General features: G+C 66.6%; 17 protein-coding genes. 7 read left to right on the top strand and 10 right to left on the bottom strand.

What is annotated here, in order from left to right; genetic code table 11:
• The first annotated feature begins 186 nt into the window (after nt 1–186).
• From A176_RS34010 to A176_RS38970, 3 genes are all read left to right on the top strand, one after another.
• The gene (locus tag A176_RS34010) at nt 187–1,677 is read left to right on the top strand and encodes a sigma-54-dependent Fis family transcriptional regulator (protein ID WP_021781315.1); all 1,491 of its coding nucleotides are present in this window, start codon (nt 187–189) and stop codon (nt 1,675–1,677) included.
• Between the two features lie 32 nt (nt 1,678–1,709).
• Nucleotides 1,710–2,213, top strand: coding sequence for a hypothetical protein (locus A176_RS38975; RefSeq protein ID WP_144429668.1), 504 nt, complete (start codon nt 1,710–1,712; stop codon nt 2,211–2,213).
• A gap of 69 nt (nt 2,214–2,282) precedes the next feature.
• Complete coding sequence (locus tag A176_RS38970; RefSeq protein WP_144429667.1) at nt 2,283–3,113, top strand: hypothetical protein; 831 nt, start codon at nt 2,283–2,285, stop codon at nt 3,111–3,113.
• Here the strand turns inward: A176_RS38970 and A176_RS34005 are convergent.
• A complete protein-coding gene (locus A176_RS34005) occupies nt 3,110–6,448 on the bottom strand; it encodes a bifunctional serine/threonine-protein kinase/formylglycine-generating enzyme family protein (protein ID WP_082282884.1) in 3,339 nt (1,112 codons plus the stop codon). The genes A176_RS38970 and A176_RS34005 overlap by 4 nt on opposite strands.
• 233 nt (nt 6,449–6,681) lie before the next feature.
• Here A176_RS34005 and A176_RS38965 point away from each other — a divergent pair, with 233 nt between their 5' ends.
• The gene (locus A176_RS38965) at nt 6,682–7,590 is read left to right on the top strand and encodes a hypothetical protein (protein ID WP_144429666.1); all 909 of its coding nucleotides are present in this window, start codon (nt 6,682–6,684) and stop codon (nt 7,588–7,590) included.
• 45 nt (nt 7,591–7,635) lie between these two features.
• On the top strand, nt 7,636–7,896 hold the full coding sequence (locus A176_RS34000; protein ID WP_002637821.1) for a hypothetical protein: 261 nt from the start codon (nt 7,636–7,638) through the stop codon (nt 7,894–7,896).
• Between the two features lie 19 nt (nt 7,897–7,915).
• Here A176_RS34000 and A176_RS33995 read toward each other — a convergent pair whose 3' ends face one another.
• Complete coding sequence (locus A176_RS33995; protein ID WP_002637820.1) at nt 7,916–8,719, bottom strand: tRNA1(Val) (adenine(37)-N6)-methyltransferase; 804 nt, start codon at nt 8,717–8,719, stop codon at nt 7,916–7,918.
• A gap of 228 nt (nt 8,720–8,947) precedes the next feature.
• Between A176_RS33995 and yjjJ the strand changes: the two genes are divergently transcribed.
• A complete protein-coding gene (yjjJ, locus tag A176_RS33990; RefSeq protein ID WP_002637819.1) occupies nt 8,948–10,258 on the top strand; it encodes a type II toxin-antitoxin system HipA family toxin YjjJ in 1,311 nt (436 codons plus the stop codon).
• Between the two features lie 22 nt (nt 10,259–10,280).
• Here yjjJ and A176_RS33985 read toward each other — a convergent pair whose 3' ends face one another.
• From A176_RS33985 to A176_RS33965, 5 genes are all read right to left on the bottom strand, one after another.
• Entirely contained in the window at nt 10,281–12,182 is a 1,902-nt protein-coding gene (locus tag A176_RS33985; protein ID WP_002637818.1) for an extracellular catalytic domain type 1 short-chain-length polyhydroxyalkanoate depolymerase, read from the bottom strand.
• 231 nt (nt 12,183–12,413) lie between these two features.
• Entirely contained in the window at nt 12,414–13,382 is a 969-nt protein-coding gene (gene gshB, locus A176_RS33980; RefSeq protein WP_002637817.1) for a glutathione synthase, read from the bottom strand.
• Between the two features lie 76 nt (nt 13,383–13,458).
• Nucleotides 13,459–15,144 carry a serine/threonine protein kinase gene (locus tag A176_RS33975; protein WP_002637816.1) on the bottom strand — a complete coding sequence of 562 codons (1,686 nt, stop codon included), beginning with the start codon at nt 15,142–15,144 and terminating at the stop codon, nt 13,459–13,461.
• 371 nt (nt 15,145–15,515) lie between these two features.
• The gene (locus tag A176_RS33970) at nt 15,516–15,812 is read right to left on the bottom strand and encodes a hypothetical protein (RefSeq protein WP_021781314.1); all 297 of its coding nucleotides are present in this window, start codon (nt 15,810–15,812) and stop codon (nt 15,516–15,518) included.
• A gap of 30 nt (nt 15,813–15,842) precedes the next feature.
• Entirely contained in the window at nt 15,843–16,136 is a 294-nt protein-coding gene (locus A176_RS33965; RefSeq protein ID WP_044890239.1) for a hypothetical protein, read from the bottom strand.
• A gap of 202 nt (nt 16,137–16,338) precedes the next feature.
• Between A176_RS33965 and A176_RS33960 the strand changes: the two genes are divergently transcribed.
• Nucleotides 16,339–18,549 carry a hypothetical protein gene (locus A176_RS33960; protein WP_044890238.1) on the top strand — a complete coding sequence of 737 codons (2,211 nt, stop codon included), beginning with the start codon at nt 16,339–16,341 and terminating at the stop codon, nt 18,547–18,549.
• A 42-nt stretch (nt 18,550–18,591) separates the two neighbouring features.
• Here the strand turns inward: A176_RS33960 and A176_RS33955 are convergent, their stop codons facing one another.
• The 3 genes from A176_RS33955 to A176_RS37680 form a co-directional block, all read right to left on the bottom strand.
• On the bottom strand, nt 18,592–19,368 hold the full coding sequence (locus tag A176_RS33955) for a DUF429 domain-containing protein (RefSeq protein WP_226994068.1): 777 nt from the start codon (nt 19,366–19,368) through the stop codon (nt 18,592–18,594).
• A 423-nt stretch (nt 19,369–19,791) separates the two neighbouring features.
• Nucleotides 19,792–20,526, bottom strand: a complete 735-nt coding sequence (locus tag A176_RS33950) for a head GIN domain-containing protein (RefSeq protein ID WP_002637811.1) — start codon at nt 20,524–20,526, stop codon at nt 19,792–19,794.
• Nucleotides 20,527–20,614: 88 nt separating this feature from the next.
• Complete coding sequence (locus A176_RS37680) at nt 20,615–23,779, bottom strand: protein kinase domain-containing protein (protein WP_002637810.1); 3,165 nt, start codon at nt 23,777–23,779, stop codon at nt 20,615–20,617.
• Nucleotides 23,780–23,818: the final 39 nt, after the last annotated feature.

Below are 23,818 nucleotides of genomic sequence, written 5' to 3'. Positions count from 1 at the left end.
GTGTCCAATCCACTGGAATCGGTTTCAGGGGGAGTGACCACTGGAGTGGACAGTCGGGGGTGAGGCGCTCCTCGAAGGGAGGGTTGGCGCGCGAAATGCTTTGTCTTTCCGACAATGACTCTCGCTCCGGTCCAACACATCGCTTCCCCCAGGTGGGGGACTACAGTCAGCCGGATGACTGGCCACGTGGACCGTACCGCGCTGGAGCGCGACCTGTACCTGAACGTGCTCCGGCTCCTGGAAGCCCATGACAGCCCTACCGGCCCCCTGACAGAAGTCCTGGTGGGGCTGGTGACGCTGACCGAGGCCGAGCGCGCCTACATCGAGCTTTACCAAGACGAGACCGCAGGGGAGCGCAGGTGGTCGACGTCCTGCGGTTGCACGACGAGCGAGGAAGAGCAGATCCGCGCCGTCACCTCGCGAGGCATCGTCGCGGCTGCGATTGTGTCGGGACAGACGGTGCATACGCCGTTCGCGCTGCTCGACCCGCGTTTCTCCGCTTCGAACAGCGTCAAGCAGCAGCGCCTGGAGGCGGTGCTGTGCGTGCCCTTGCAAGGCGCGTCTCCCGGGGTGCTCTACCTGGAGGGACGGCGCGGCGCGGGGCCCTTCGCTCCGGAAGTCGTCCAGGTCGTGGAGAACGTGGCGCGCTTCATCGGCACGACCGCGCAACGGGCCACGGCATGGAACCGCTCCGCGGCCCCAGACCCGACACGTCCCTTTCGGGAACGGCTGCGTCTGGACGGCATCGCGGGCCACAGCCGGGCCCTGGCGAGTGTCTTCGAGCAGGTCTCGCTCTCATGCCCACTGGACGTCACCGTGCTCGTCACGGGCCCGTCGGGGACAGGCAAGACACAGATCGCGCAGGCCATCCACGACAACAGCAAGCGCAGGGCAGGGCCCTTCGTGGAATTGAACTGCGCGGCCATTCCGGAAGGGCTCATCGAAAGCGAGCTCTTCGGCGCGATGCCGGGTGCATTTCCAGGGGCGCGGAGGACGACGGGCAAGGTGGAGGCGGCCGAGGGCGGCACGCTCTTCCTGGATGAAATCGCGGAGATTCCGCTCGCGGCACAGGGCAAGCTGCTGCAGTTGCTGCAGTCCAAGCAGTACTACGCGCTCGCGAGCCCCCGGCTGGCGAAGGCGAACGTGCGGGTGATTGCCGCAACGAACGCCGACCTCGAGCAACTCGTGGCGGAGAAGCGGTTCCGCGAGGACCTGTTCTACCGGTTGAACGTCTTCACCATCCGCATGCCGAGCCTGGCCGAGCGTCGCGAGGACCTGGGCGACCTGGTGGACGGGCTGTTGGATCGACTGGCCGAGGAGCATGGTCTGCCCAGGCTCCGCCCCTCACCCGGATTCTACGTGTACTGCGAAGCCACGGAGTGGCCGGGCAACGTGAGGCAGTTACGGCACCGGCTGGAGGCCGCGCTCATCCGGGCGGCCGCGGAAGTCGCCGCGTACATCGAGCCCCGCCATCTCATGGAGGCCCGGCAGGGTAATGAATCAGGCTGCGTCTCGTTCCACGAAGCAACGCGGATATTCCAATCCAACCTAATTCGCCGCGAGTTAGCAAAGGCTGGAGGAAACATCAGTGAAATGGCTCGTTGTCTCGATATCGCGCGATCCCATGCATACAACCTCACGAAGTGTTTCAAAATAAAACTCTCAGAGATAGATTAATTACAAACCCGCAGAAAATCCTCAGGAGAAAAATGTCATCAAACGTCGACAACACAGGCATGGAACATAGTTTTTATCTTTCCCAGACAGAGCCAACACGAGATCCGGCGGCACTCAACGTCTGGTGGGGTCTCCACATAGACGTGTCGTACAATCCATTCAAAGTAGAGTTTCTCAGTAGAGAAGTCATCACCAATGGACCTCTTCCAAGAGACTGCTTGAATTTCAAATTGGTGCACGACCCTGACGGCCCCTCACTTGAAGTCGATCTTAAAGATGCCACTGAACAAGCATGGCCTTATTTTCCATCAACCATTCCGACTTCAGCCGAAATCGAATCAGCTCATAATTCAGGAGAACGAATCTATGGATTCCTTTTCCTCTCTGACACGTGGATCTCAATCGAACATCAACGACCAGATGGCAGATACAAAGAAGGCGACGAGAAGCTCGATCTCCGGAGAAATGTATCCGGTGGTGGGAAGTGGCCTCTCGCAGGATCCGCTCCACTCATACCCGAGAAAGAAACTCGTTAGATAATCACAAAAGCACGATGACTCACCATCTCAAGCATAAAAGCACCACACCCTCACTTCATACGTCCAATGAACCTGATAATCGTATCATATCCTGAAAAGCCAGAAATTCATTTCGAGCGAATATTGAAGAACATCGCTCGCAGACCCAGTCCAAATCAGCAAAGAACCAGAGTTAATTATGAAAGATTCCAATCAGGTGCTGAACGACTTCGTTTCATAATCAGATCAACCCCCACCCCATCAGCATCATCAAGAACGTTACTAAGTCACCTTGACTTAGTAGGACATGGCAATTTCGGGACGAAATTCACTCTTGGTAAATACCCCATCATTGAAGACAACATCATAAAACAAGACATCAGAGAAATATTAGACGGAACACTTCGTGAGGAGACAAACGAAAACCCAGGTACAATCATCAGACTTCTCGGTTGCTTTACAGGATCTGAACTTTCCGGACATAGGATGATTCAATCTGTGTCACGAGCACTAGGTAATCGGGAAGTCCTCGGTGTCACAACCGTAGTCAGGGCGGAGGATTTTGACACTGGAGGATTAAGGACAAGTTTCACCCATTTGATCTCATCGAAATCATCAAGCCCCAAAAGGCCCGTGGTCATCCCCGTACAAACAAACACAGACCCTTACAAGAAATTCCTCCAAGACGGATACACTTTCGTTGGATTCGGCCACCCCATAGCCACAACTGAACATGAAATACATATGGAGACGGAAAATCCATCTCCACCTAAGGACGACAAGAGCAAAACAATCATTTTCAGATATGCCTGCAATAATCACATCATCACTGTTACCAGTGACCCGTCAGAGACTCCTTGGATTTACCAATGGTCTAAACAGGATCCCGCTCCGCCACCTGAACTAAATGAGCCTTAGTACCGAGCTACGCAACGCATCCCTATGGCGAAGTCAAACCGTCGCTGAGGCATATGGTTCGCCCAGGCGACTTCATGGTGGCGCAGCTCCGCAGGAGAATCCCACCGGCCGCCAGCCAGCATTCTCAGCGTCCTGAACCGACCGGACGTGGCCTCGGCCTCGATCCACTCCGACACGTTCCCAGCCATGTCGAGCACGCCATAGGGGCTGACATCCTCTGGGAAAGCTCCAACAGGCGCGACTCCCGGATAAGGATCATCTCCATCGATGTTAGCCGGGGGACTCCGCTTCGACTCCAGCCAGACGGTCTTCCTTCGCGGATCCGGATTGATGACCGTCCCTGACTCATCAAGGGTGAGCCCTCCTCGGAAGGCCTTGCGCCATTCATCTATCGTCGGAAGCTTTTTGCCCATGAAGCGGCAGAAAGCTTCCGACGTCAGGGCGTCCACCCCGGTCACCGGTCTCTGAGGCTCCAGCGTCCCAACAAAGGTAGGGAGCTCAGGTGGAAGCTCTCGCTCGTGAGCTGTCCTCACCAAGACCTCTTCTTGGAAGAGGTGGAACTGCCCGTTCGTGACTTCCGTCCTGTCGATGGTGAAGCGCTTCACCTCGACGAGTTGCTCCACCGTTCCCTCCTCATCATCCCCTGGCCTCCAATAAGGACCTGGCGGAATCATCACGCTCCCTTCGCGTGAGGCCTCACAGGTCGGGACCGGAATACGAATCACCTGAGGCTGCGTACGGTCGCGCTCCTGATGCCCCGGCAACCGCTCGAGGCGAATCACGGAAGGTGGGCAGTCTCCACGACGAACGACGAGCCAGGCGGACCTCGAGGGCGCCTCGACGTGCTCACGCAGGATGCCTCCCGGCTCTCGCCGACGCTGGCTCCTTCGAAGTTCCAGGGCAGGGTAGGGACTCGCCTCTGAAGGGTCATCCGTCCCTTGCGCGGGCAAGAGCTCCCACTCCAAATCCACGCTCTTGCTGGCCTTCAACCACTGCTGCCGTTCCGAATCAAAGTCGTAAGGCTCCAGCACGAGTTCAAACTGACCGATATCCGCCGATGCCAATCGGATGAGGTCCTGCTGACGAACGGCTTCCAACTGCTTCTCCCGGAAGGCCAGCGCCGACACCACCGCGCCCAGGGTCACCAGAAGCAGCCCCACGATGCCAGCCCCCATCAACCATTTCCGCTGCCGCGCACGGCGCAGCGCCCGCTGACGGCCCGCCTCCAGGAAATCCCTGGGACGAGTCGGCAGGTGGATGCGCCATTCCTCGACGCGCTGAAGCGCCTGCCGCAGGGCCGCGTCCGGCCAGGTCTCCTCATCCGGCCTCCCGCGCTGTTCCCAGAGCTGCGCGGCCTGCTCCAACTGCTGCACCAGCACCCGCTCCTCGCGAGTCTCCCCAAGCCAGCGCGCCAGATCAGGCCATGTCGCCGCGAGCGACTCATGCGCCAACTCGATAAAAGCCTCGTCCGTCTGGGGCTCTCGCGTGACGACCACCAAGCGGTTGGCCAGGAGCTTCTCGAGCACCTGTGCCCCCACCTCGCCCAGGTCCTCCACCAGTTCCGCCTGGGGGCGTGGCCGGCGAGTTCCCTCCGCGGTGACCAACCTGACCAGCAACGCGCGAGCGGCATGAACCTCGTTCGCTGGGAGTTGACGCAGCAACTGCTGGGCATGGGACGCGAGCGCGCCTCCCACGCCCCCTAGCGCCTCATAGACAGCCGTCAGCAGCTTCCGCGACGCCACGTCCCGCCGCTCCCACAACGCCATGCACGCGAACTGCAACAAGGGCAGTCCCGCTGGCTGCGCCTGCACATCCGCCACCAGCCGGGACAGCAACGTGGGCGCATCTGCCGAGTAGCCCACTCGCCGCAACGGTCCAGCAATGGCTTCCTGGAGCGCCGTTTCCGTCAGCCGCGCCAGCACGAAGACCGCGCGGAGCGACGGCTGCAGCGGCGCCAACGCGCAGTACGTGCCCAGGTAGTCATCTCGAAGCGCGACCACGATGCGCCAGGGGTCATTCGCATCCAACGCCGCCGCCAGACACGCCGCCACCTGCGCCGCCTCCTCGGGCGAAGCGAGGGTGAAGACTTCTTCGAAAGCATCGAAGGCAATCAGGACATTGCCGCCCTCCAGTTCGCTGCGACGACGCAGCAACCGCACGATGTCGCCGGGGCGCGCGGCGAGCACCGCGGCGACTTCATCCGGCGAAGCCTCGTCCCTCAGACCGGCGGTCAACAGGGCCGCAAGCCGGGTCAGGGGCCTGGGACCTGGCCGCACCTGGAGGACCGTCCACTGGTCCATCTGCCTCAACCGGGCGAACACTCCCGCCTGAAGAAACGAGCTCTTTCCAATTCCCGAGGGCCCCACCAGTGGAATGAGCGGCTCGTGGCGCATGCGCTCCATGAAGGCATCCACCTCCACCTCGCGGCCGAAGAAGTCTTCCGCATCCGCTTCGGTGAAAGCCCGCAGCCCTCGAAAGGGTGCGCGGTCCGCGGCACGTACGGTTCGGGCCCCCAGCGCCTCCTGAAGGGCCCGTGCGACCTCATCGGCGGAGGGCCGCTGCGCGGGGTCTATCGCGAGGCAGGCATGGAGCAGTGACCCGCCCTGCATCTCCGACAGCCGGGGAGACGCCTCCACGGGCCTGGGTGCGAACGCGAAGCTGGCGAGCCGCGCATCCTCGATTGGGCGCCGGCCTTCCAGTAACTCCCAGGCGATGATGCCCAGCGCCCACACGTCGATTGCGGGGGAGGGGAGCGCTCCATGCCATCGCTCGGGTGCCATGTAGGCCGGTGTCCCCGAAGCAGCGCCATGCTCCGCCCCCACGTGACGCGCCAACCCGAAGTCGACGACGCGCACCCGTCCGTCCATGGGCAACAACACGTTCTCGGGCTTGAGGTCGGCGTGGACGACGCCGTGGCGGTGCGCTTCGGCAACGGCCTCCGCGATGGCCCGGCAGATGCGCAGGGCCTCGTTGGGCCCAGGCCGTTCACGGAGAAGCCTTTGCCGGAGTGACTCCCCATCGATGTGCTCCAAAACCAGATAGGGGCGCCCTTCGTAGACGCCCACCGCATGCACCGTGACGATGTGGGGATGGTTGAAGCGCGCGGTGGTCCTGGCTTCTTCCAAGAGGAGTTCCGGGTTCACGGCACCCAGCAACTCCATGCGCAGGAACTTCAGCGCGACCCGCCTGCCCAATGCCAGGTCTTGCGCCAGGAAGACCTGCCCCATGGCCCCTTCACCGATGGGCCGCAGGACACGATAGCCCTCCAATTGGATGCCGTTCTCGACGAGGACTTCATCCACATCGTGCTGAGCAGTAGCCGGGTTCCGCGACATTCATGTGAGTGTCCGTCATGGTGGTTTTCTCTTGCAAGTCGTCAGGTGTCGAGCCCAGTGGACAGACCCCGAATGAAATGTCCTTGGCGGTGGACGGCACGGCTTGGCGGCGCCTCCTTGGCTCCGTCTTGCATGCCCTGAAGGCCTCTCAGGCATGTGCCTTGCTCATGGCAACCTTGTCCTCACAGTGAGGGCAGCGATGCTTGTCGCAAACCCACGACACCGAGCCAAACATGAAGCTGCCAGCATTCGTGGCGCTGTTGTCCCTTGTCGCGTGCGCACCCCAGATCCGCCTGCCGAAGCTGAACGCCAGTGGCAATTCGACTTACGAAGAAAAGCAAGTCGGGGAAGACTCATCACAGCTCATCCCTACGCCGTTACTAAGAGATGAAAACTTCAACATCCAGGCACGAAACTGCGCAATTTTATACAACCAGGCACGCGGTTCCTACAGGTGGTGCTTCGCCGGATCCGCCGCTCTGAAATTCGGACAACTGGCCAGCGCTGGCCTCACTGTCCTGTCTTCTGGCATTGGCCCCAATACACCCAATGATGTCGTGAAGCGGCACTGGTCCTATGCCGGTGTCGCGGGCGCGGCAGCGCTCGCTCTGATCACCGGGTTTGACTTCTGGCTGAACTGCAATGACCGGACCTTCGTCGAACAATCTCTGGCTGCTCAGCGGCTCGCCCATTTACATAATGCAAGCCACCTCCTGACATGTGCGAACAAGGCTCGTGAACAAAGAGTTCTGACGGAGCGCCTACGCGAAGAACTGATCGGGCTGAAGAGTGTATCCGAAGATACAGACTCCATTAATGACCTGACGGCGAAGCTCAAGGCCCAGCCGGAAGGCAGCCTTCTAACCTTCCAAGCCATCCAATCCGAGATCACGTCCATCGAGAAGAGTGAATCACTCGCATCAACAACGGCAGAATACAAATCAAAACTCGAACAGGCCAGATCGACTCTCAATAAAATCATCGACCTGACTCCCGCGCTTTGCGAGCCAACACCCTCCAAGATTGATTCAACTCGAGTCACCTCGTCTCCACAGGACTATCTCGACCGCGCTCATGCCGAGCTCATCAAGTGCCTCCAGATCAACCCCGTCCGATTCAATGCCCAAGCCGCTACGCCCTGACCCCAATCTCTGTTTCACCGCAGCACCTACCCAGGAGCCGTACTCATGAAGCGTCAAATCAAGAAGGCGTTGTTCGTCCTGCTCGCGCTCGTCGCTGCCCCTGCATTCGCTGGCGAGCATCATTACGGAAATGGTCCCACGCGTGAGAGTGCTTGCGATGCGGCGGAGCGACGCGCCGAGCGCCGGGCGGCCCGTTTGAAGACGTGCTACGAAGCGTGCAACGTCAACAACTGCAAGAAGCTGGACGATGGCAGCTTCACCTGCGAATCGATCTCATCGAACCACCAGGGGAGTTGCCGCCGCTAAAAAGGCGGCGGGCCGCCCTTCACGAAGTCGAAGGGAGCACGCTCCGCGCTGACTCGGCCCGCGGTGGTTCCATCAACGCCGCGACCTCCGCGGAGTAGCCGCCGGGCGCCTCGCCGTGAACGACAAGAGGGGGGCGCACGGCGAGGCCTCGGTCTCTGTCCCTCAAGGCATGCACCAGGAAGCGTGTGGCCGGCGCTTCCACGCGCGCATGCACGAAGCGCAGCACCGTGGGGTGGAGCTTCGCCTGGGTCAGCAGGCCGAGCACCTCGGCCACGCGCGCCGCGGGGTACACCAGGCTGACGCCGCCCCCAGGCACCAGGGCGTAGCGCGCCGCGGCCACGACGGAAGGGGCATCACAAGCCACCTCCGACTTGGACGTGGCGCGCTCGTCGTCGGGGCTGCGAACCCCGGCATCCGCCAGGCGGAAGGGTGGGTTGGACACGACGTGGGTGTACTGGCCGCCGGGGACGAGTTCGCGGATCCGCCGCAGGTCGCCGAGCAGCGGCTTCACCTGGGACTCGCAGGCGTTGAGGGCCACGGCCCGTGACAGCCGTGCGTGGACCGCGGGTTGGAGCTCCAGCGCATCCACGGACCCCAGGCCGAACTGCTTCACGAGCAGGAAGGACACCACGCCACTGCCCGCGCCCAGCTCCAGCATGCGCCCGGAGGCGCCCGCGCCCTCCGTGGCCGCGAAGTGGGCCAGGAGCACCGCGTCCAAGGTGAACCGGTAGCCCGTCTTCCGCTGGAGAACTTCGACCCCCGCAGTGCCGATGGAGTCGAGCGTCTCGTCCGGTCCGAGCTCGGGAGGGATGGGTTCGGTCATAGGCGCTGGAGTTTCCTACCCAGCGTAAGCCCAAGCCCCAAGAACTGGCCTTTCCCTCAGCACGCCTTCAAAAAAACAGGGCCCTCACCCAAATGCCGATTCGTTCATCTTCGTCATGAACACCATCATTCAAGTCGCTAGATTCGGAATATTCCCATTTGATTTCAAATAGTTACCGGGATTATTCCGATCACCGATCACGTCAGAAACCTTTTCAGGAATCTGTTCATGGCGACCGTGGAGCAGCTCCTGACCGTCCTCGGACGTCAGGTCGAGATACGAGGGAGCGAACTGGCCGCACAGCTTCGGGTGTCACGCCCGACGGTGTCGCGGCTCCTTGCGTCGGCGGGAGCCAACGTCTGCCGGATGGGGCAGGGCCCCGCCACGCGCTATGCACGGGCTCGGAGCATCACGTCCCTGGGGACGCAGATTCCGCTCTACCGCGTCGACGAAGCGGGCCGTCCTCACGAAGAGGGGACTCTCCATCCCCTCTGGAACGGTGGCTGCTGGATTGAGCAGGAAGATGGCACAGGCGAGCGATTCATCGGGCTTCCCCCCTTCGCCGCGGACATGAGCCCTCAGGGGTACCTCGGCCGTGGCTTCGCTCTCCGCCACCCGGAGCTGGGACTTCCCCCTCGCATCACGGACTGGACGGAAGACCACCAACTCATTGCGCTCGCGCTCCGAGGCGACGACTGCGTCGGGGACCGCATCATCGGCGCGGCCTCCCTGGACCGGTTCCTCGCAAGCCCGCTTCGGCCGGCAACCGAGGGGCAGTACCCGGAGCTCGCCCGGTCCTCCATGACGAGCGAAGCGGGCTCCTCCGCGGGCGGCGAGCAACCCAAGTTCACCGCGTACGTCGAAGGGCGCCATGTCCTGGTGAAGTTCGCGGCCAGTGACGACAGTGCCGCGGCCCAGCGATGGAGAGAGCTGCTCATCTGCGAGGGCCTGGCGCTCGACACGGTCCGCGCGGCGGGGATTCCGGCCGCGGCCACACGCTCCCTCAACGTCGACGGTTACCAGTTCCTCGAGGTCGAGCGATTCGACCGGGTGGGCGAACGCGGGCGCAAGGGGCTGCTCTCGCTCAAGGCCATCGACAACGAGTACCTCGGTCACGATGGCAAGGGGAGCAGTTGGACCAGCGCGGCCAGGTACCTCCTCCAGAGCGAGTACATCGGCGCGGAGGATGCCCGGAGGATTCGCTGGCTCGACACCTTCGGACAACTCACGGCCAACACCGACCGGCACTTCGGCAACCTCTCCTTCTTCGAGAAGGGGCCGAAGCAGTTCCGGCTCACACCGGCCTACGACATGCTCCCGATGATGTTCGCCCCAGTGGGCACGAGCATCGTCGAGCGCACCTTCGAACCACGGCCTCCCACCTCGGAGACGCTCGACGTCTGGGCCGATGCCGCCCAGCACGCGCTCGCGTACTGGAACCGGCTGGAGCAGACCCAGGAACTCAGCCAGGCGTTCCGGGAACAATGTGCCCGGTGCAGGGACACCCTGGCGGAACTGGTGAGGCGGGCGCCGGTCTGAACCAGCGCCCACCTCCGAACAACTACGGCGTATAGACGACCGTCAGCACCGCGTTCGCGCCATCACGCACGAAGAGGTACTGCGTCGCCGTCTGCGCCTGCGCGAAGCCGAGCCGGAGCTGCGTCTTGCCCGTCTTGTTGATGGCGGAGAGCCCCGCGCCGCTGAAGTCCGCGGAGTTCTTCGTCCCGGCGCTGAACCGGTCGATGACGGCGACACGGCTCGCCGTGGCCGCCGCCGCCCAGTCCGCGACCTCCGTGTTCGCCGCGTTGAACGTCCCCGTCTTCACGTCGATGACCAGCGAGTTCCCCACGGGCGTCGACCACGGATCCCCCGAACCCGACGAGTACCCCACCGTGAGGAATGCCCGCGTGACGGTCGCCCCGTCCGGGAGGCTCGACGTGTCGAAGGAGAGGAACGACCGGTTGTACTTCCCATCCGTCCCTCGGCCGAGCGCCAGGTTCGTCATGAAGCCCAGCGCGGCCCCGCTGCCATCCGCGTTCGCCTTCAGGTAGCCGTCATCCGCCAGGATGCTCGCGAACTGCACCGTCACCGGCGCCGGCGGCCCTCCCGAGTTGCTCACCGTCACCACCGTGTCGTTGTCCGTGGCTTGATTGCCCGCGGCGTCGAAGGCACGAGCCCCCAGCGTGTGCCGCCCGTTGGACACCGCCGCGCTGTTCCACGCGAACGCGTACGGCGCCTGCGTGTCCGTGGACACCACCTCGCCGTTCACCAGGAACTCCACCCGCGTGACACCCACCGCGTCCGCCGCGTCCGCGGTGACATTCACCGTGCCACTCACCGTGGCCCCGTTCGCCGGCGCCGTCACGTTGACGGTGGGCGGCGTCGTGTCCCCCGTGGGGCCGCCGCCTCCACCCGTGATGCCGAAGAACTGCGCCTGGTGGTAGACGGAGCAGAGATTCACGTCGTTCAGGTACGCCCCCACCGAGCCACAGGCCGCGGTGCCCGTGCCCCCGGGGAACTGGAACTGCGCGTCCATGGCCACGCCGTGGCCCATGCCGGTGAGCTCCCACGTCTCCACCAGGGCCCTGCCCGCGCCGTCCCGGTACACCTTGCGCGGGAAGCCGCCCACCGTCTCCACCGTGTCCGGCGTCTGGTCGATGCCGTGGACGTTCGTCCACTGCTCCATCGCCTCGGTGAGGTTCATCACGTTCACCGTGTAGTCACTGGTGCCGTGCCAGATGCTGACGCGCGGGCGCGGACCCGCGTAGCCCGGGTACGCGCTGCGGACCAGGTCTCCCCACGCCGCGGGCGTGCGGTTCACCCCCGGGCTCATGCAACTGAAGCCGGCGTTCATCGACTCGGCGCAGCGGTAGGGACCGCCGGAGTGGATGGCGCCGGCGGAGAAGACGTCCGGATACGAGGCCAGCATCGCCGGCACCATGTAGCCGCCGGCCGAGAAGCCCACCACGAACACCCGCGACGGGTCGATGGAGTACGTGGCCTTCATCGTGTCCACCATCTGCTTGATGGACAGCGCCTCGCCCCGGTCCCGGTTGATGTCACCGGGCTCGAACCAGTTGAAGCAACTGGTCATGTTGTTGCCGCTCTGCTGCTGCGGGTAGAGGACGTAGAACTTGTAGACGTCCGCCGCGTTGGACCAACCCGCGCCCTCCATGCCCGCGGCGCGCTGCGTACAGCCGTGCATCACCACCACCAGCGGCGCGTTGGCCGGCATGCCGGATGGCACGTGGCGGAACATCTGCAGGTTGCCGGGGTTGCTGCCGAAGCTCGTGACCTGCGTGAGGAGCGGGCTCTGCTGCTCGGCCAAAGTGGTTTCGGCGGGGGGGACGGGGGATTCATCGGCGGGGCCACAGCCCGCGATGGCCGCGGACAACCCCGCGGCGAGGGACACTCCGGCGAAACGCGACCACGGCCAGGGACGGCGAAGACGCTGCTTGAGCATGGGTGACTCCCCGGCCGCCCCGGTTGGGAGGGGAGGGCGGCCTCGGAGCAAGACCTGACTCCTCCGACAGTCACTGATTCAAGGCGCGACGCGTCGCATGGCGATGAAACATGAACCAGTCTTCATCTCACGCACTGCGTCGTTCAACGCCTGAAACATGAGTCATGCTTCATCCCCCGGGCAGGCACCGCGCCCCAGCAGCGAGGCACCGCGCCCCCCGGCCACCGTCCCTCAGCCCGCCGCGCGCTCGGCGACGAGCCGCTCGGCCACGTCCAGCACCGTGGCCTCCACGCACACGTTGTCCAGGTGGTTCGCCTCCACCAGGCCCGTGGGGCTCGTCACGTTGACCTCGGTCAGATACCCCCCGAGGACATCAATCCCCACCAGCCGCAGCCCCCGGCGCACCAGCTCCGGCTTCAGCCGCGCGCAAATCTCCAAATCCCTGGGGGTGAGCACGGCCTTCCGGGGCACGCCTCCCGCGGCCATGTTGCCGCGGTGGTCGTCGTCGGAGGGGACGCGGAGCACGCCGCCCACCGGGTCGCCGTCCACCAGGAGGATGCGCTTGTCGCCCTGCCGGCTCTCCGGGATGTACGCCTGGGCGACCACGGCCTCGCGGCCTCCCCGGGTGAGCAGGTCCACCGCGGAGCGCGCGTTCCGGTCCGTGGACGACAGGAAGAGGATGCCCTTGCCCGCGAAGCCATCCACCGGCTTGAGGATGGTGCCCGCGGGGTTGTTGGCGATGAAGTCCAGGAGCACCGGCAGCTCGCCGGTGATGCGCGTGTCCGGCATCAGGTCCGGGTAGCGCAGCGCGAAGAGCTTCTCGTTCGCGTCGCGGATGCCCGACGGCTCGTTGATGAAGACGGGCGACCGCCCCGTACCGCACAGCTCCACCAACTGCGTGGCGTGCAGGAACTCCGCGTCCACCGGCGGGTCCTTGCGCATGAAGAGCACGTCCAGCGAGGACATGGGGTGGGGGGCTTCGTCATGGATGTCGAAGTGCCGCCCCAGCTCGCGGCGCACGGTGACGTGGCGCATGCGGGCCTCCGCGCACGTCCCGTTGAAGCGCAGCCAGCCCTGCTCGAAGTAGCGGACCTGGTGGCCGCGTTTCTGCGCCTCGAGCATCAGCGCGAACGTGGAGTCGTGGTCCACCCGCACCGTCTCGAGCGGGTCCATCAAGAAGCCAATGGTCAGAGGGGCCATGCAGTCCGAAATCAAGAGGGGGGCGCGAGGATAACCAAGTGTCCCCCGACGCGCCCCTCAATCCCCGCGCGGCTGTTCAGCGCTCGGGGATTTCCGCCAGCTTCAGCCGGAACCGCGCCGTGGCCCCCGCCTCGATGGGCACCGCCAACATGCGCTTCTTCCCATCCGGGCCGACGATGGTCAGCTCATGCTCCCCGGCGGGCATCGCGACGTTGAACATCGGCGTGCGCCCCAGCTTCTTGTTGCCACGGAAAACGTCCGATTCCGGCAACACCACCAGGGTCAGCTTGCCCCGGCCCTTCGTGGGACGGGCATTCGCGGGCTCCGTCTTCGGCCGTGAATCCTCATCGGCCGGCGCGGCGGGCGGCCCCGCGTTCGCGTGCGCCTCACCCGCGTCCGTCGGCGGCCCCAGGGGGAGAAGCTCATTGGGGTCATTGGTGGGCAGGGTGCGCAGCGCGCTCGCGTCCTCGTCCTCCGTGGTTTCGTTGAGCGCCTTCGCCAGATGCCACGCGGCGAAACCGCCACCACCCAGGATGGCCAGCAGCACGCCCCCCCAGAGCACGTTCGACGAGCGGCTCACGGGAGCGGCGGTCTTGTTCGTGTCGACCGAGGCCGGCTTCTTCGGGGCCTGCGCCGCGGCCACCTTGCGCGAGGGCTTGCGCGGCATCCCCGCCACCCCCTTCTGGGGCGTGGCCTCGTCCTTCCGCTCCGGGAGATACGGCCCGTCGTCGCTGCGCAGCGCGCGCTTGGCGGACTCCAGGATGACGCCGCTGGTGGTGCCGTCCGCCGACTCCAGCATGACGCGCGTGGCGGTCATGCGCTCCGTGAAGAGCTCCTGCATCAACGCGGCGCGGTCATGCGCGTCCAGCATCATCTTCCCCGCCACCGCTTCGATGGCGCGGGCCATGTCCCGGCCGGTGGCGAAGCGCTTCTCACGGCTGCGCTCCAGCGCCTGCATCACCACCTTGGACACCCCCTCCGGCACGTGCGGCGCCACGTGGGAGGGCCAGGGGATGGGCGCCTCGAGAATCTTCATCATCTCGTCGCGCTCGTTCTTGCCCGAGAACAGGCGCGCGCCGGTGATGAGCTCGTGCATCATCACGCCCACGGAGAACAAGTCGCTGCGCCCGTCGAGCTTGTCGCCTCGCACCTGCTCCGGGGACATGTAGCCGGTGGTGCCCTTCACCGTGCCCACGCTGGTGCGCTCCAGGCTGTCCTTCGCCTTGGCGATGCCGAAGTCGAGCAGCTTCACCACCCCGTCGTACGTCACCATGATGTTCTTCTGGGCGACGTCGCGGTGGATGACGGGGCTGGGGGCGCCGGAGGGCGACGTATAGGTGTGCGCGTAGTGCAGCGCCATGCAGACGTCGCGCGCCACCGACAGCGTGAAGCCCAGCGGGAGCTGGTCCTTGCGACGCAGGCACGCGCCGGTGATCTGGTTCAGGTTCTGCCCGGCGATGAACTCCATGGCCAGGTAGAGCCCGTCATCCTCCTGCCCCAGGTCGAACACCTGCGCGATGTTCGGGTGGTTGAAGGCCGCGGTGATGCGCGCCTCGTCCAGGAACATGCGTTCGAACTGGGCATTGTCCCGCGCGTCCGGCAGCACCCGCTTGAGGACCACGTACTTGCGAAAGCCGCCTGGCCCGGACGTGAAGCCCAGGAACAGCTCCGCCATGCCTCCCACGGAGAGCTGCGTGACGACCTCATACTTCCCGATGCGCTCGCCCCGATAGAAATCGATGGGGAAACCCTCCGCCGGCACCCCTATTGGGGCACATCACCGCCCAGACGATAACAGGCCTGTGCGGGGCGGACGTGGTGTGAGAATCGCCCGGCACCCCGGGTCATCCCCGCATCCCCCCACAAGGCTGTGGATGGCCTGTGGACAGCGGGGGTGGGGTTGTGGAGAAACCCCGGCGTGGATCAACACCTGTGGGTTCCCGGGGATAACCGTCACTTTACCCACATGTAGCACATCGGAAATTCGTGAGGATTCTCAAGAGCTTGCTGACTTGTCCCCAAGTCCGAGCTGCCTACTGCCACTACCAATAGATCAATACTCTCTATAACCCTTTAGAAGAAGCAGTCCGCCTGGGGACGAAGTGCCTGTGGAATCCGACGGCCACCGGCGCATCAAGGCATCGCGGAGCGCAGGCGTTCGAGCAACGCGGGCAACCGGGCCATCAGCTCCCGGTCCATGTCCTCCAGGGCGCCTCTGAGGACCGCCAGGTCGTCCGGAGCGCGATCCGCGTTCACCATGCGCTGCAGGACCCTCAGGCGCTGGTTTCGAAGCACCAGGCTGCCCAGGACGTCCTCCAATTCGGCGGAGAGGTCCTCACCCAGGTCCAGGTCGTGGCCAATGAGCTCACGCAACTGTTCCACCAGGTACGTCAGGTCCCAGGATTCCGCGTATCCGGCACGGCGTGACATCTCACCCAAGCCCAAGGCACGCCGCTGGCGTCATTCCAGCGGCTGGGGCCGCATGAGGCCCGCGAGGGTGAGGCGCGAACGGGAGGGCTCCAGCTCCACGCTGACCTGGCAGCCGGCCACGTCCATCCGCAGCGTGTAGGGGCCGTCCGCGGGGAGCTGGCCCTGCTCCTGCCGGGCCAGGGCGGCCAGCCGGAACAGCTCGGCGAGCAGCTCCTGCCGCGTCTCCGACGGCAGCCCTTCCACGGCCGCCTGCAGGCCGTGTGGGATGAGCACCGTGAAGGCCTGGGATGACGCCGGGGCGCATGAGGATGCGGCAGAGGTCATGACGTACCCCGGGTGCCAGAACCATACCTTTCGAACCCCCAGCCATTTCGGGTGGTTGCAGGCTGTAGCACTGGAACGGCCTGTAAAAAACACTGCCGGGGCTTTGGGCCACCCTGAAGTGTTGGGATGTGAGAGACGGCCCCGCAGGGCCAGATGGGGGGCCATTTCCGGCGCGTATAGCCATGGGCGTGGGGGGCACGCCATGACGCACGCGACGAAGGCAGTCGGGGTGGGGCGGTGGTGGAGTGGCATCCTGGGGTGGATGCTGGCGTTGGGGTGGGTGATGGCCTGCCGGGATGCGCCGCCCCTGTCGGACGCGGTGGGGCGCCTGCGGCTGTCGGCGCAGCGCGTGGACTTCCCGGCCGCCTACCCGGGCTCCCTGCGAGAGGCCGAGGTCCGGGTGCTCAACGGCGGCCGGGCCCCCTTGGACGTGACGTGGACCGAGGTCCCCGCGCCCTTCTCGGTGGAGGCCGCGCTGCCGGTCCAGGTCTTCGCGGGCGAAGTCCCCGTGCGTCTGCGCTTCGCGCCCCAGGCGGCGGGCACCTACCAGGTCACCCTCACCGGGACGGCGTCGGACGGCGGCCGGGTGGAGCTGGTGCTGGCGGGGGAGGCCCGGCCGGAGCCGGAGTGCTTCACGCCGGTGACGTGCGCGACGGCCACCTTCGACAAGGTGAAGGAGCAGTGCGTGGAGGCGGCGCTGCCGGACGGCACCGCGTGCGACCCGGGCAACGCCTGCCTCGTGGGCGCCACCTGCCAGGCGGGGCGCTGCCGGGGCGTGGAGCGCGCGTGTGATGACGGCAATGCCTGCACCACGGACGTGTGCCACGTGCTGGACGGGTGCCAGTCGGTGCCCGCGCCGCCCTGCCCGTCGGTCGGGCCGTGTCAGGTGGGCACGTGCGACCCGCGAAGAGGGTGCTCCACGGCGCCCGCGCCGAACGGCACCCTGTGCGGTGGCGGGCGGGGAACGTGTGAGGACGTGGACGTGTGCCTGGACGGGGCCTGTGTGCGGCGCGACCTGCCAGAGGGGTTCGTCTGCGAGGCGGCCAGTCCCTGCCAGGCGGCGGGGCAGTGCCGGAGCGGTGCGTGCGCGCGGCCCCCGGCCCGTTCGCTGTCACCGGACTGGCAGTACGACGCTCAGGAGGAAGGGCAGCAACTGCAGGACCTGCTGGTGGGGCCCGAGGGGGACGTGACGCTGTCGGGCTTCTACGGCACGCCGCTGCTGGACGCGGCGGGCAAGGTGCCGGTGCGGGCGTCCAATCCGGCGCGGCGCTGCATGCTGTGGAACGACCGGCTCCTGTGCATGGACATGCCCGTGGATGGGACGGTGTCCCTGCTGGAGCGGAGCACGGGCTCGCCGCGGTGGACCTTCACCCTGGGCAAGACGCGGCCGGACTTCCGGGAGCGGACGCAGACCCTCTTCCTGGCACGGCTGGCGGTGATGGCGCCGGACCGGCTGGCGGCGCTCTTCGAGGCCTACCCGGCGGACCAGCCGCGGGACACCGGCTGTCGCAACTACTTCCTGGTGGTGCTGGATGCCTACGGACACATGGTGTCCGCGCAGGAGCTGACGGACCCGCTGCTCGCCGAGTGCAACCACCCGCACCCCTTCGGCCTCGCCTCGGACGCGGTGGGCGGCCTCTACGTCGCCTTCGCGCCGACGGTGAACACGGGCGCGCCGCTGGAGTCCGGAGCGCCCACGTTGTTCATGGCCTTCTCCTCGGACGGTGTGCCGCGCTGGCGGAGGACGGAGCCGATGCGCGCCGGCGAACTGGCGGTGGTGAACGGCCTGCTGTTGCCCGAACGCGGCTTCCAGGCCCTGAGCACGCGGGATGGGACGCCAGCGGGCCAGACGGTTCCCCAGCCATTCGGCCGCGTCGTGGCCACCCGCGACGTGGTGGTGCCCAGCGCGCCGGGCACCACGGTGAACGCGACGGTGAATTCGAGCAGCTCGCCGTCCGCCGCGACGGAGCTGAAGGGCTTCCGGCTCCCGGACCTGACGCCCGCGTGGACGTATGCGTTGAGGGCGGGCCAGCACCTCGCGACCAAGGAGCTGCGGCTGGCCACCTTCCCGAGGAGCGCGGGCCTGCCGCCGGAGACGCTGGTGCTGACCCATGCGATGGGGGCTGGCAACGAACAACTGCTCGTGGGCGTGCGGACGCGGGATGGAAGCGAGGCCTTCCAGTGCCCGCTGACCTACGCGCCGCGCACGTTGCCGCAGTTGATGGAGCTGGCGCCCGACACCCTGTTCCTCATGGAGGGCGCGATGAGCTGTGGCGAGTGCGATCCCCCGTTCGCGAACAGCCAGCCCCGCTTCCTGCGCTTCACCCTGCCGGGACTGCAGCCCTCGAGAGAGCCCTGGCCCGGCACCTTCGGCGGACCGGGGCACGGGCACCACGAGCAGGCGGCGCACTGAGCGGCGCCGCGCGCTGTGGAGAACTTGTGGGCGTTGAGGCACTCAGGCCGATGAAGGCCAGGGCCGGCGCACGTCGAGGATGCGGCCCTCGCGCAGCCAGCCCTCGGCATCCACCGTGAGGGGCGCGCCCACGGCGGTGACATGCTCCGGCGCGGTGCGCGTCAGCCACCCGAGCCAGGCGCACAACGCCGCGTCCAACTGGTCATGGGTGGGCAGCAGGCCCGAGGGAAAGCGAAGACCCCGGGCCTCCAGCATCGCCAGCCGTTGCGCGCGTCCGGTGCGTGAGGCCTTCGCCCCCAACTTCTCCACAGCCAGCGCGCGCCACGTCGCTCCCGGGAAGGCCTCGAAGAGGCGGGCCTGCGTGAGCGCGGGCGTGTCCATGTCCAGCATGGGGTGCCTTCCCTGGGCATGCAGCGCCGCGAACAACAACACGCTGCCGCGCACGAAACCGCTGAAGGGACGGCCGGGCTCTGGCAGCACATCGGGCGTGCGCCCGGGCGCGTGAAGCAGCCGCTCCGCCTCGCGCACGGAGGCACCGGGACGGGCCAGGGCCTGGGGCCCGTCGATGACGAGCACATCCTTCGTCTGCAAAGGGAAGGCTTCCAGCAGCAGGCCCGTGTCGAAGCCGCGAGTCCTCGACACGGCGGGCCACGGGTGCTCGGTGAAACGCACCCGCCCGTGCGGGTCCACGTCGGCCACGTCCACCGGCCTGGGGACGCGTGCGTAGGGGTCTGTCAAATCCCAGCCGAGGAAACGCGGGGTGCTCTCGGACATGCGGGTGCCGGTGTAGTGGTTTCCCCTCAGGGTGCGCTGTTTCAAGCGGTGCCCTGAAAGGAATTCAGTCTCACCCGGGCCTGCTCATACTCCTCGTGAACGCGCAACTGCTATGGGTCCTCACGACATCCGGCCTGCCACGGTGCTTGCGGGAGTCATGACCCGACGGGTGGACATGGCCGTCGCAGCCGATATTCTTCGACCACCGTGGTGTTCGGAGTTCGTGGACGGTATTCCACGGTGCCCATGCGCAGGCCGTTCGGGAGGCAACCCCCTTGCTCCCAGCGCTCGCGTGGAAGAAGTGCGGTTGCCCGGGCTACCTTGGAGGTCCGGCGTGCGGCGGCTTCGTGGCATCGTGGGGGGCCCGCTCGGGCCCCGGGTGGAAGTTCCCGGGGCCCGAGAGACCTCGTCCCAACGCGCCACACTTCCAACGTGCCAAGTTGTGTCACGGCTCACGTCGAGCGCGTGTCAGTCCTTGTAGAGGATGCGCGAGCCACCGCTGCTGGTGACCTCGTTCCGGCTCGGGCGAGACACGAGCTGGAGGGTGCTGCCACCCGAGGCCTCGCCGCTGATGCGTTCGGTGGCGTCGGCTTCCACGCGCGAGCCGCCACTGGCCTCCGCGTCCAGCGTCTTCACGCCCTTCACGTCCAGGGCGCGCAGCGTGGATCCGCCGCTGACCTCGACGTCCAGGTCCGTCGCCTGACCGGAGAGCGTGACGTCGGAGCCGCCACTGGCCTCGGCCTCCACCTGGCGCGCATCCACGCCGCGCACCTTGACGATGGAGCCGCCACTGGCCTCGACCTCGAACTTGTCCGTGCGGCTGGCTTCCGCGTCCACGCGGCTGCCGCCACTGGCGTGGATGCCTTCGATGCGCGGGCTGCTGATGTAGAGGCGGACACTGCCGCCCCGGAACTTGTTGAAGGCGCTCTTGTCCACGCGGGTGTGGAGCTCCCCGTCATCCACTTCCAGTTGGATTCGGGAGACCAGCTCCGCCGGGCCTTCCAGGCGCACGGACTTGGGGCCCACCTTCACCTCGGCCTTGATGCCGTGGCTCACGGAGACCTCGTCGAAGTCGGCCACCTCGATGGACTGGCCTCCCCGCTGCTGGGCGGAGGCGGACGCGCTGTCCTTCGGCTCTTGCGCGTGGGCACAGGCGGCGAACAGGAGGAACGACGAAAGGATTGAGACGCGGGCGGGGGACATGGGCACGCTCCAGGGAAAAGGGGCCATGACAGACCCCGACGTGCCTGAGGTACGCACGGATTCCCCGCCGATTGCCTCGCCCCGTGGTTCAGGGGTCCGACAGCAGGCTCAACGGGCCGCGGACGGAGGTCGTCTCACCGGGTTTGATGTCCACGGGCACCTGGTGCGCCGTGTCCGTGGCGTCCACCAACTTCAGGGTGTGCTGACCGGCGGGCAGCTTCACCTTGAGAAGGGGCGTCTTGCCCAGGTCCTTGCCGCCGAAGAACACCTGGGCCTTGGGCTCGGTGACCAGGGTGAGGAAGCCGGGCTCGCCCATGGGCGCGCTCTCTGACTGGGCAGCGGTGACCGAGGCGGCGTCCTTCCCGGTGCGGGCTTTGCGCTGCGGGGCAGCGGCCACCTTTTCACGTTGGGCCGCGCTTCCACCGCGGACGCGCTTGAAGGTTCGGGGCTCCCGGGTGGGGGTGTCCTCGTCGTCGGAGGACTCCGGCGTGCCATCGGTTGGGGCCAGGGCCACGTCCGTCAGGGTGCCCAGCTCCACTTCGTTCGGCCCGGTCGGCGCCGTGGTGCTCGGGTCCGCGTCCTGCGCGGGGGGCGCCTCCGGGGTGTTCGATGCCGCCGCGGTGTCCGTCTTGGCGGAGTCCGACGGGGCCACCGCCTTCGTCTTGGCCGAGCCGCCCGTTTGTCCCTTCGTCGCCGCCATCGGGGTGGGCTGGGGCTTGAGCCGGGAGGACACGATGCCGCCGTCCCGTCCCAGCATCACGAGCGCGGCCCCAAGTGCCAGCACACCCACCACGCCCGCGACCGCCATCCATGCACGGCTGCGTCGGGGGGGCGGCGGCTGGGCTTCTCGCTGGCGCGCGCGAGGGGCAGAGGCACCTCGGTTGAGCAGGGTGGACTCTTCGTCCTCCATGTCTGGCGTGTCGTGGACACGGACGGGTTGGGTGGCGGGCTCGGCCGACGACGGACTCTGCCGGCGGCGGGACTGGGGGCCACGCCGGGCGGTAGGTGTCAGGGGGGCGGTGTCGTCACCGCGATCGGCCGGCATCACCGGCATGCGGATCATGGCCGTCTGGAGGTCGCGCTCGGCGGGTTGCGGCGAAGCAACCGCGGCGCGCAGGCCGTCTTGGGTCCGCGAGGAGCGGGCGCGAGGGGCTTCTTCCTGTGCGCGAGGCGCGGACGTCTCGGGAGGGAGTCCCGCGGCGCGCAGACCATCTTGGGTCCGTGTGGAGCGGGACCGGGGCTCGGCGCGAGGGGCTTCGTCCACGGCGGGCGACGGGTTCGGTGTCCGCGATGCGCGAGCCCGTGGCGCGTCGTCCGAGGGGATGGGCGCCATCGAACGCAAGGAGCCAGGCCGAGTGGTCTCCTCGTCCGCCATGTCGTCGGCATTCGCGGCACGGCCTGCTCGCGAGGACCGGGCTGTGTCTTCCAGTTCGGCCGGATCCTGCGCGCGAGCACCGCGAGCGGAGCGGGCTGCATCGTCCGTGGTGGCTGAGTCCTGAGTGCGACCACCTCGCGCGGATCGGGCTGCATCGTCCGAGGCGGCTGTGTCCTGCGCGCGACCACCGCGAGCGGACCGAGCTGCATCGTCCGAGGCGGCAGCGTCCTGCGCGCGACCACTTCGCGAGGACCGGGCTGCGTCATCCGAGGCGGCTGCGTCCTGCGCGCGACCACCCCGCGAGGACCGAGCTGCATCGTCCGAGGCGGCTGCGTCCTGCGCGCGCCCCCCTCGCGAGGACCGGGCCTCATCAGGCGGAGGCGGTGGCTCCGCGGTCTTCCCCACGCGCCCCTGGGCCTGCTTGGCGGCGCCAGCCCCGCCGTCCGTCGTGACACCGCGCGAGCCCTGTCTGGGCGCCGGTTCACCCGAAGGGGGCGGCGGAGGCACCGCGTCCCGGAGGGAGCTCGGCAACTGCGCGCGGACGGTGTGTTCCGGAGGAATCGCCGGCAACCCCGGCACCGTGCGAGCGTTCTGGACCCCGGACTCAGGAGGAGGCGGAGGCAGGGCCTCAAGAGGCGGCGGTGGGGGACGGCCCGTCAGCTTCTTGCCGGGAGGCGCCTTCAGCACGGGGCTGCGGAACATCGGTTCCGACGCGGGCAAGGTCGTGGTGGAGGTGCGCCGAGGCGAAGGAGGAGGCGGCGGCGTCAGTGCCTTCGGGGGCACGGGATGCTTCGGGGGTGTCACCGTGACGGCCCCCGTGGGCAGCTCGGAGGCCTCGAGCCCACCCATGGCCATGACCCGGGCCAGCTTCACCACGCCCGTGGTGTCTCCCGTCTCGTCTTGCCCGCTCGCCAGGAGCTGCCGCGTCTGATCTCTCCGGTCGGAGAACAGGCGGAGCATCAGCTCACTGCTCTGCTCGGGGTGCCAGATGAGCGGTCCCACGGCGCGCTCGATGGCGCGGGCGAACTCCAGCGTGGACGCGTATCGGTCCTCACGGCGCTTGGACAGCGCGCGCATGACGATGGCGTCCAGCTCGGGCGGCACGTGCTTGTTGGTGCGCGAGGGGGGCGTCACCTCGCAGCGCAACACGGCGTTCATCATCGCGTCGGCTTGCTTGGCGTAGAAGAGCCGCATGCCGGTGAGGCACTCGTGCAGCACCACACCCAGGCTGAACAGGTCGCTGCGGGCGTCCAATTGCTCGCCCATGATCTGCTCGGGCGACATGTAGCCGCTGGTGCCCTTCACCATGCCCACGGCGGTGCGGCTGGCGCGGGCCAGGCTCTTGGCGATGCCGAAGTCGAGCAGCTTGGTGACGCCCTCGTACGTCACCATGATGTTCTTCTCGGCCACGTCCCGGTGGATGACGGGCGAGGGGCGGCCCAGCGGATCCGTGAAGGTGTGCGCGTAGTGGAGCGCCACGGCGGTGTCGCGCACCGCCATCAGGCTGTAACCCATGGGGATGGGCGTCTGGGCCTGCCGGCACGCGCGAGCCACCTCCACCAGCGTGGCGCCCGGGACGAACTCCATGGAGAGGAAGAGCTCTCCGTCCGCGATGTCCAGGTCGTACACCTGGGCGATGTGCGGGTGGTTGAACGCGGCCGTCACCTTGGCCTCGTCCAGGAACATCCGGACGAACTCCTCCTCGCCGCGGATGTCGGGGAGAATCTGCTTCAGCACCACCAACTTGTGGAAACCCGCCAGGCCCCGTTGGGACGCGAGGAAAATCTCCGCCATCCCGCCCGTCGACAGGCGGCACAGCACCTCGTACTTGCCCAGCGAGCGCGCTTCCGGCGCGAGCGGCAGCCTGTTCCCACTCATCGAATGGCGTCGAATGTACACCGTGAGCCGGATGGACGC

Origin of the sequence: Myxococcus hansupus, assembly GCF_000280925.3 — a bacterium.
GTDB lineage: Bacteria > Myxococcota > Myxococcia > Myxococcales > Myxococcaceae > Myxococcus > Myxococcus hansupus.
This window is presented reverse-complemented; position numbering and strand designations above follow the sequence as displayed.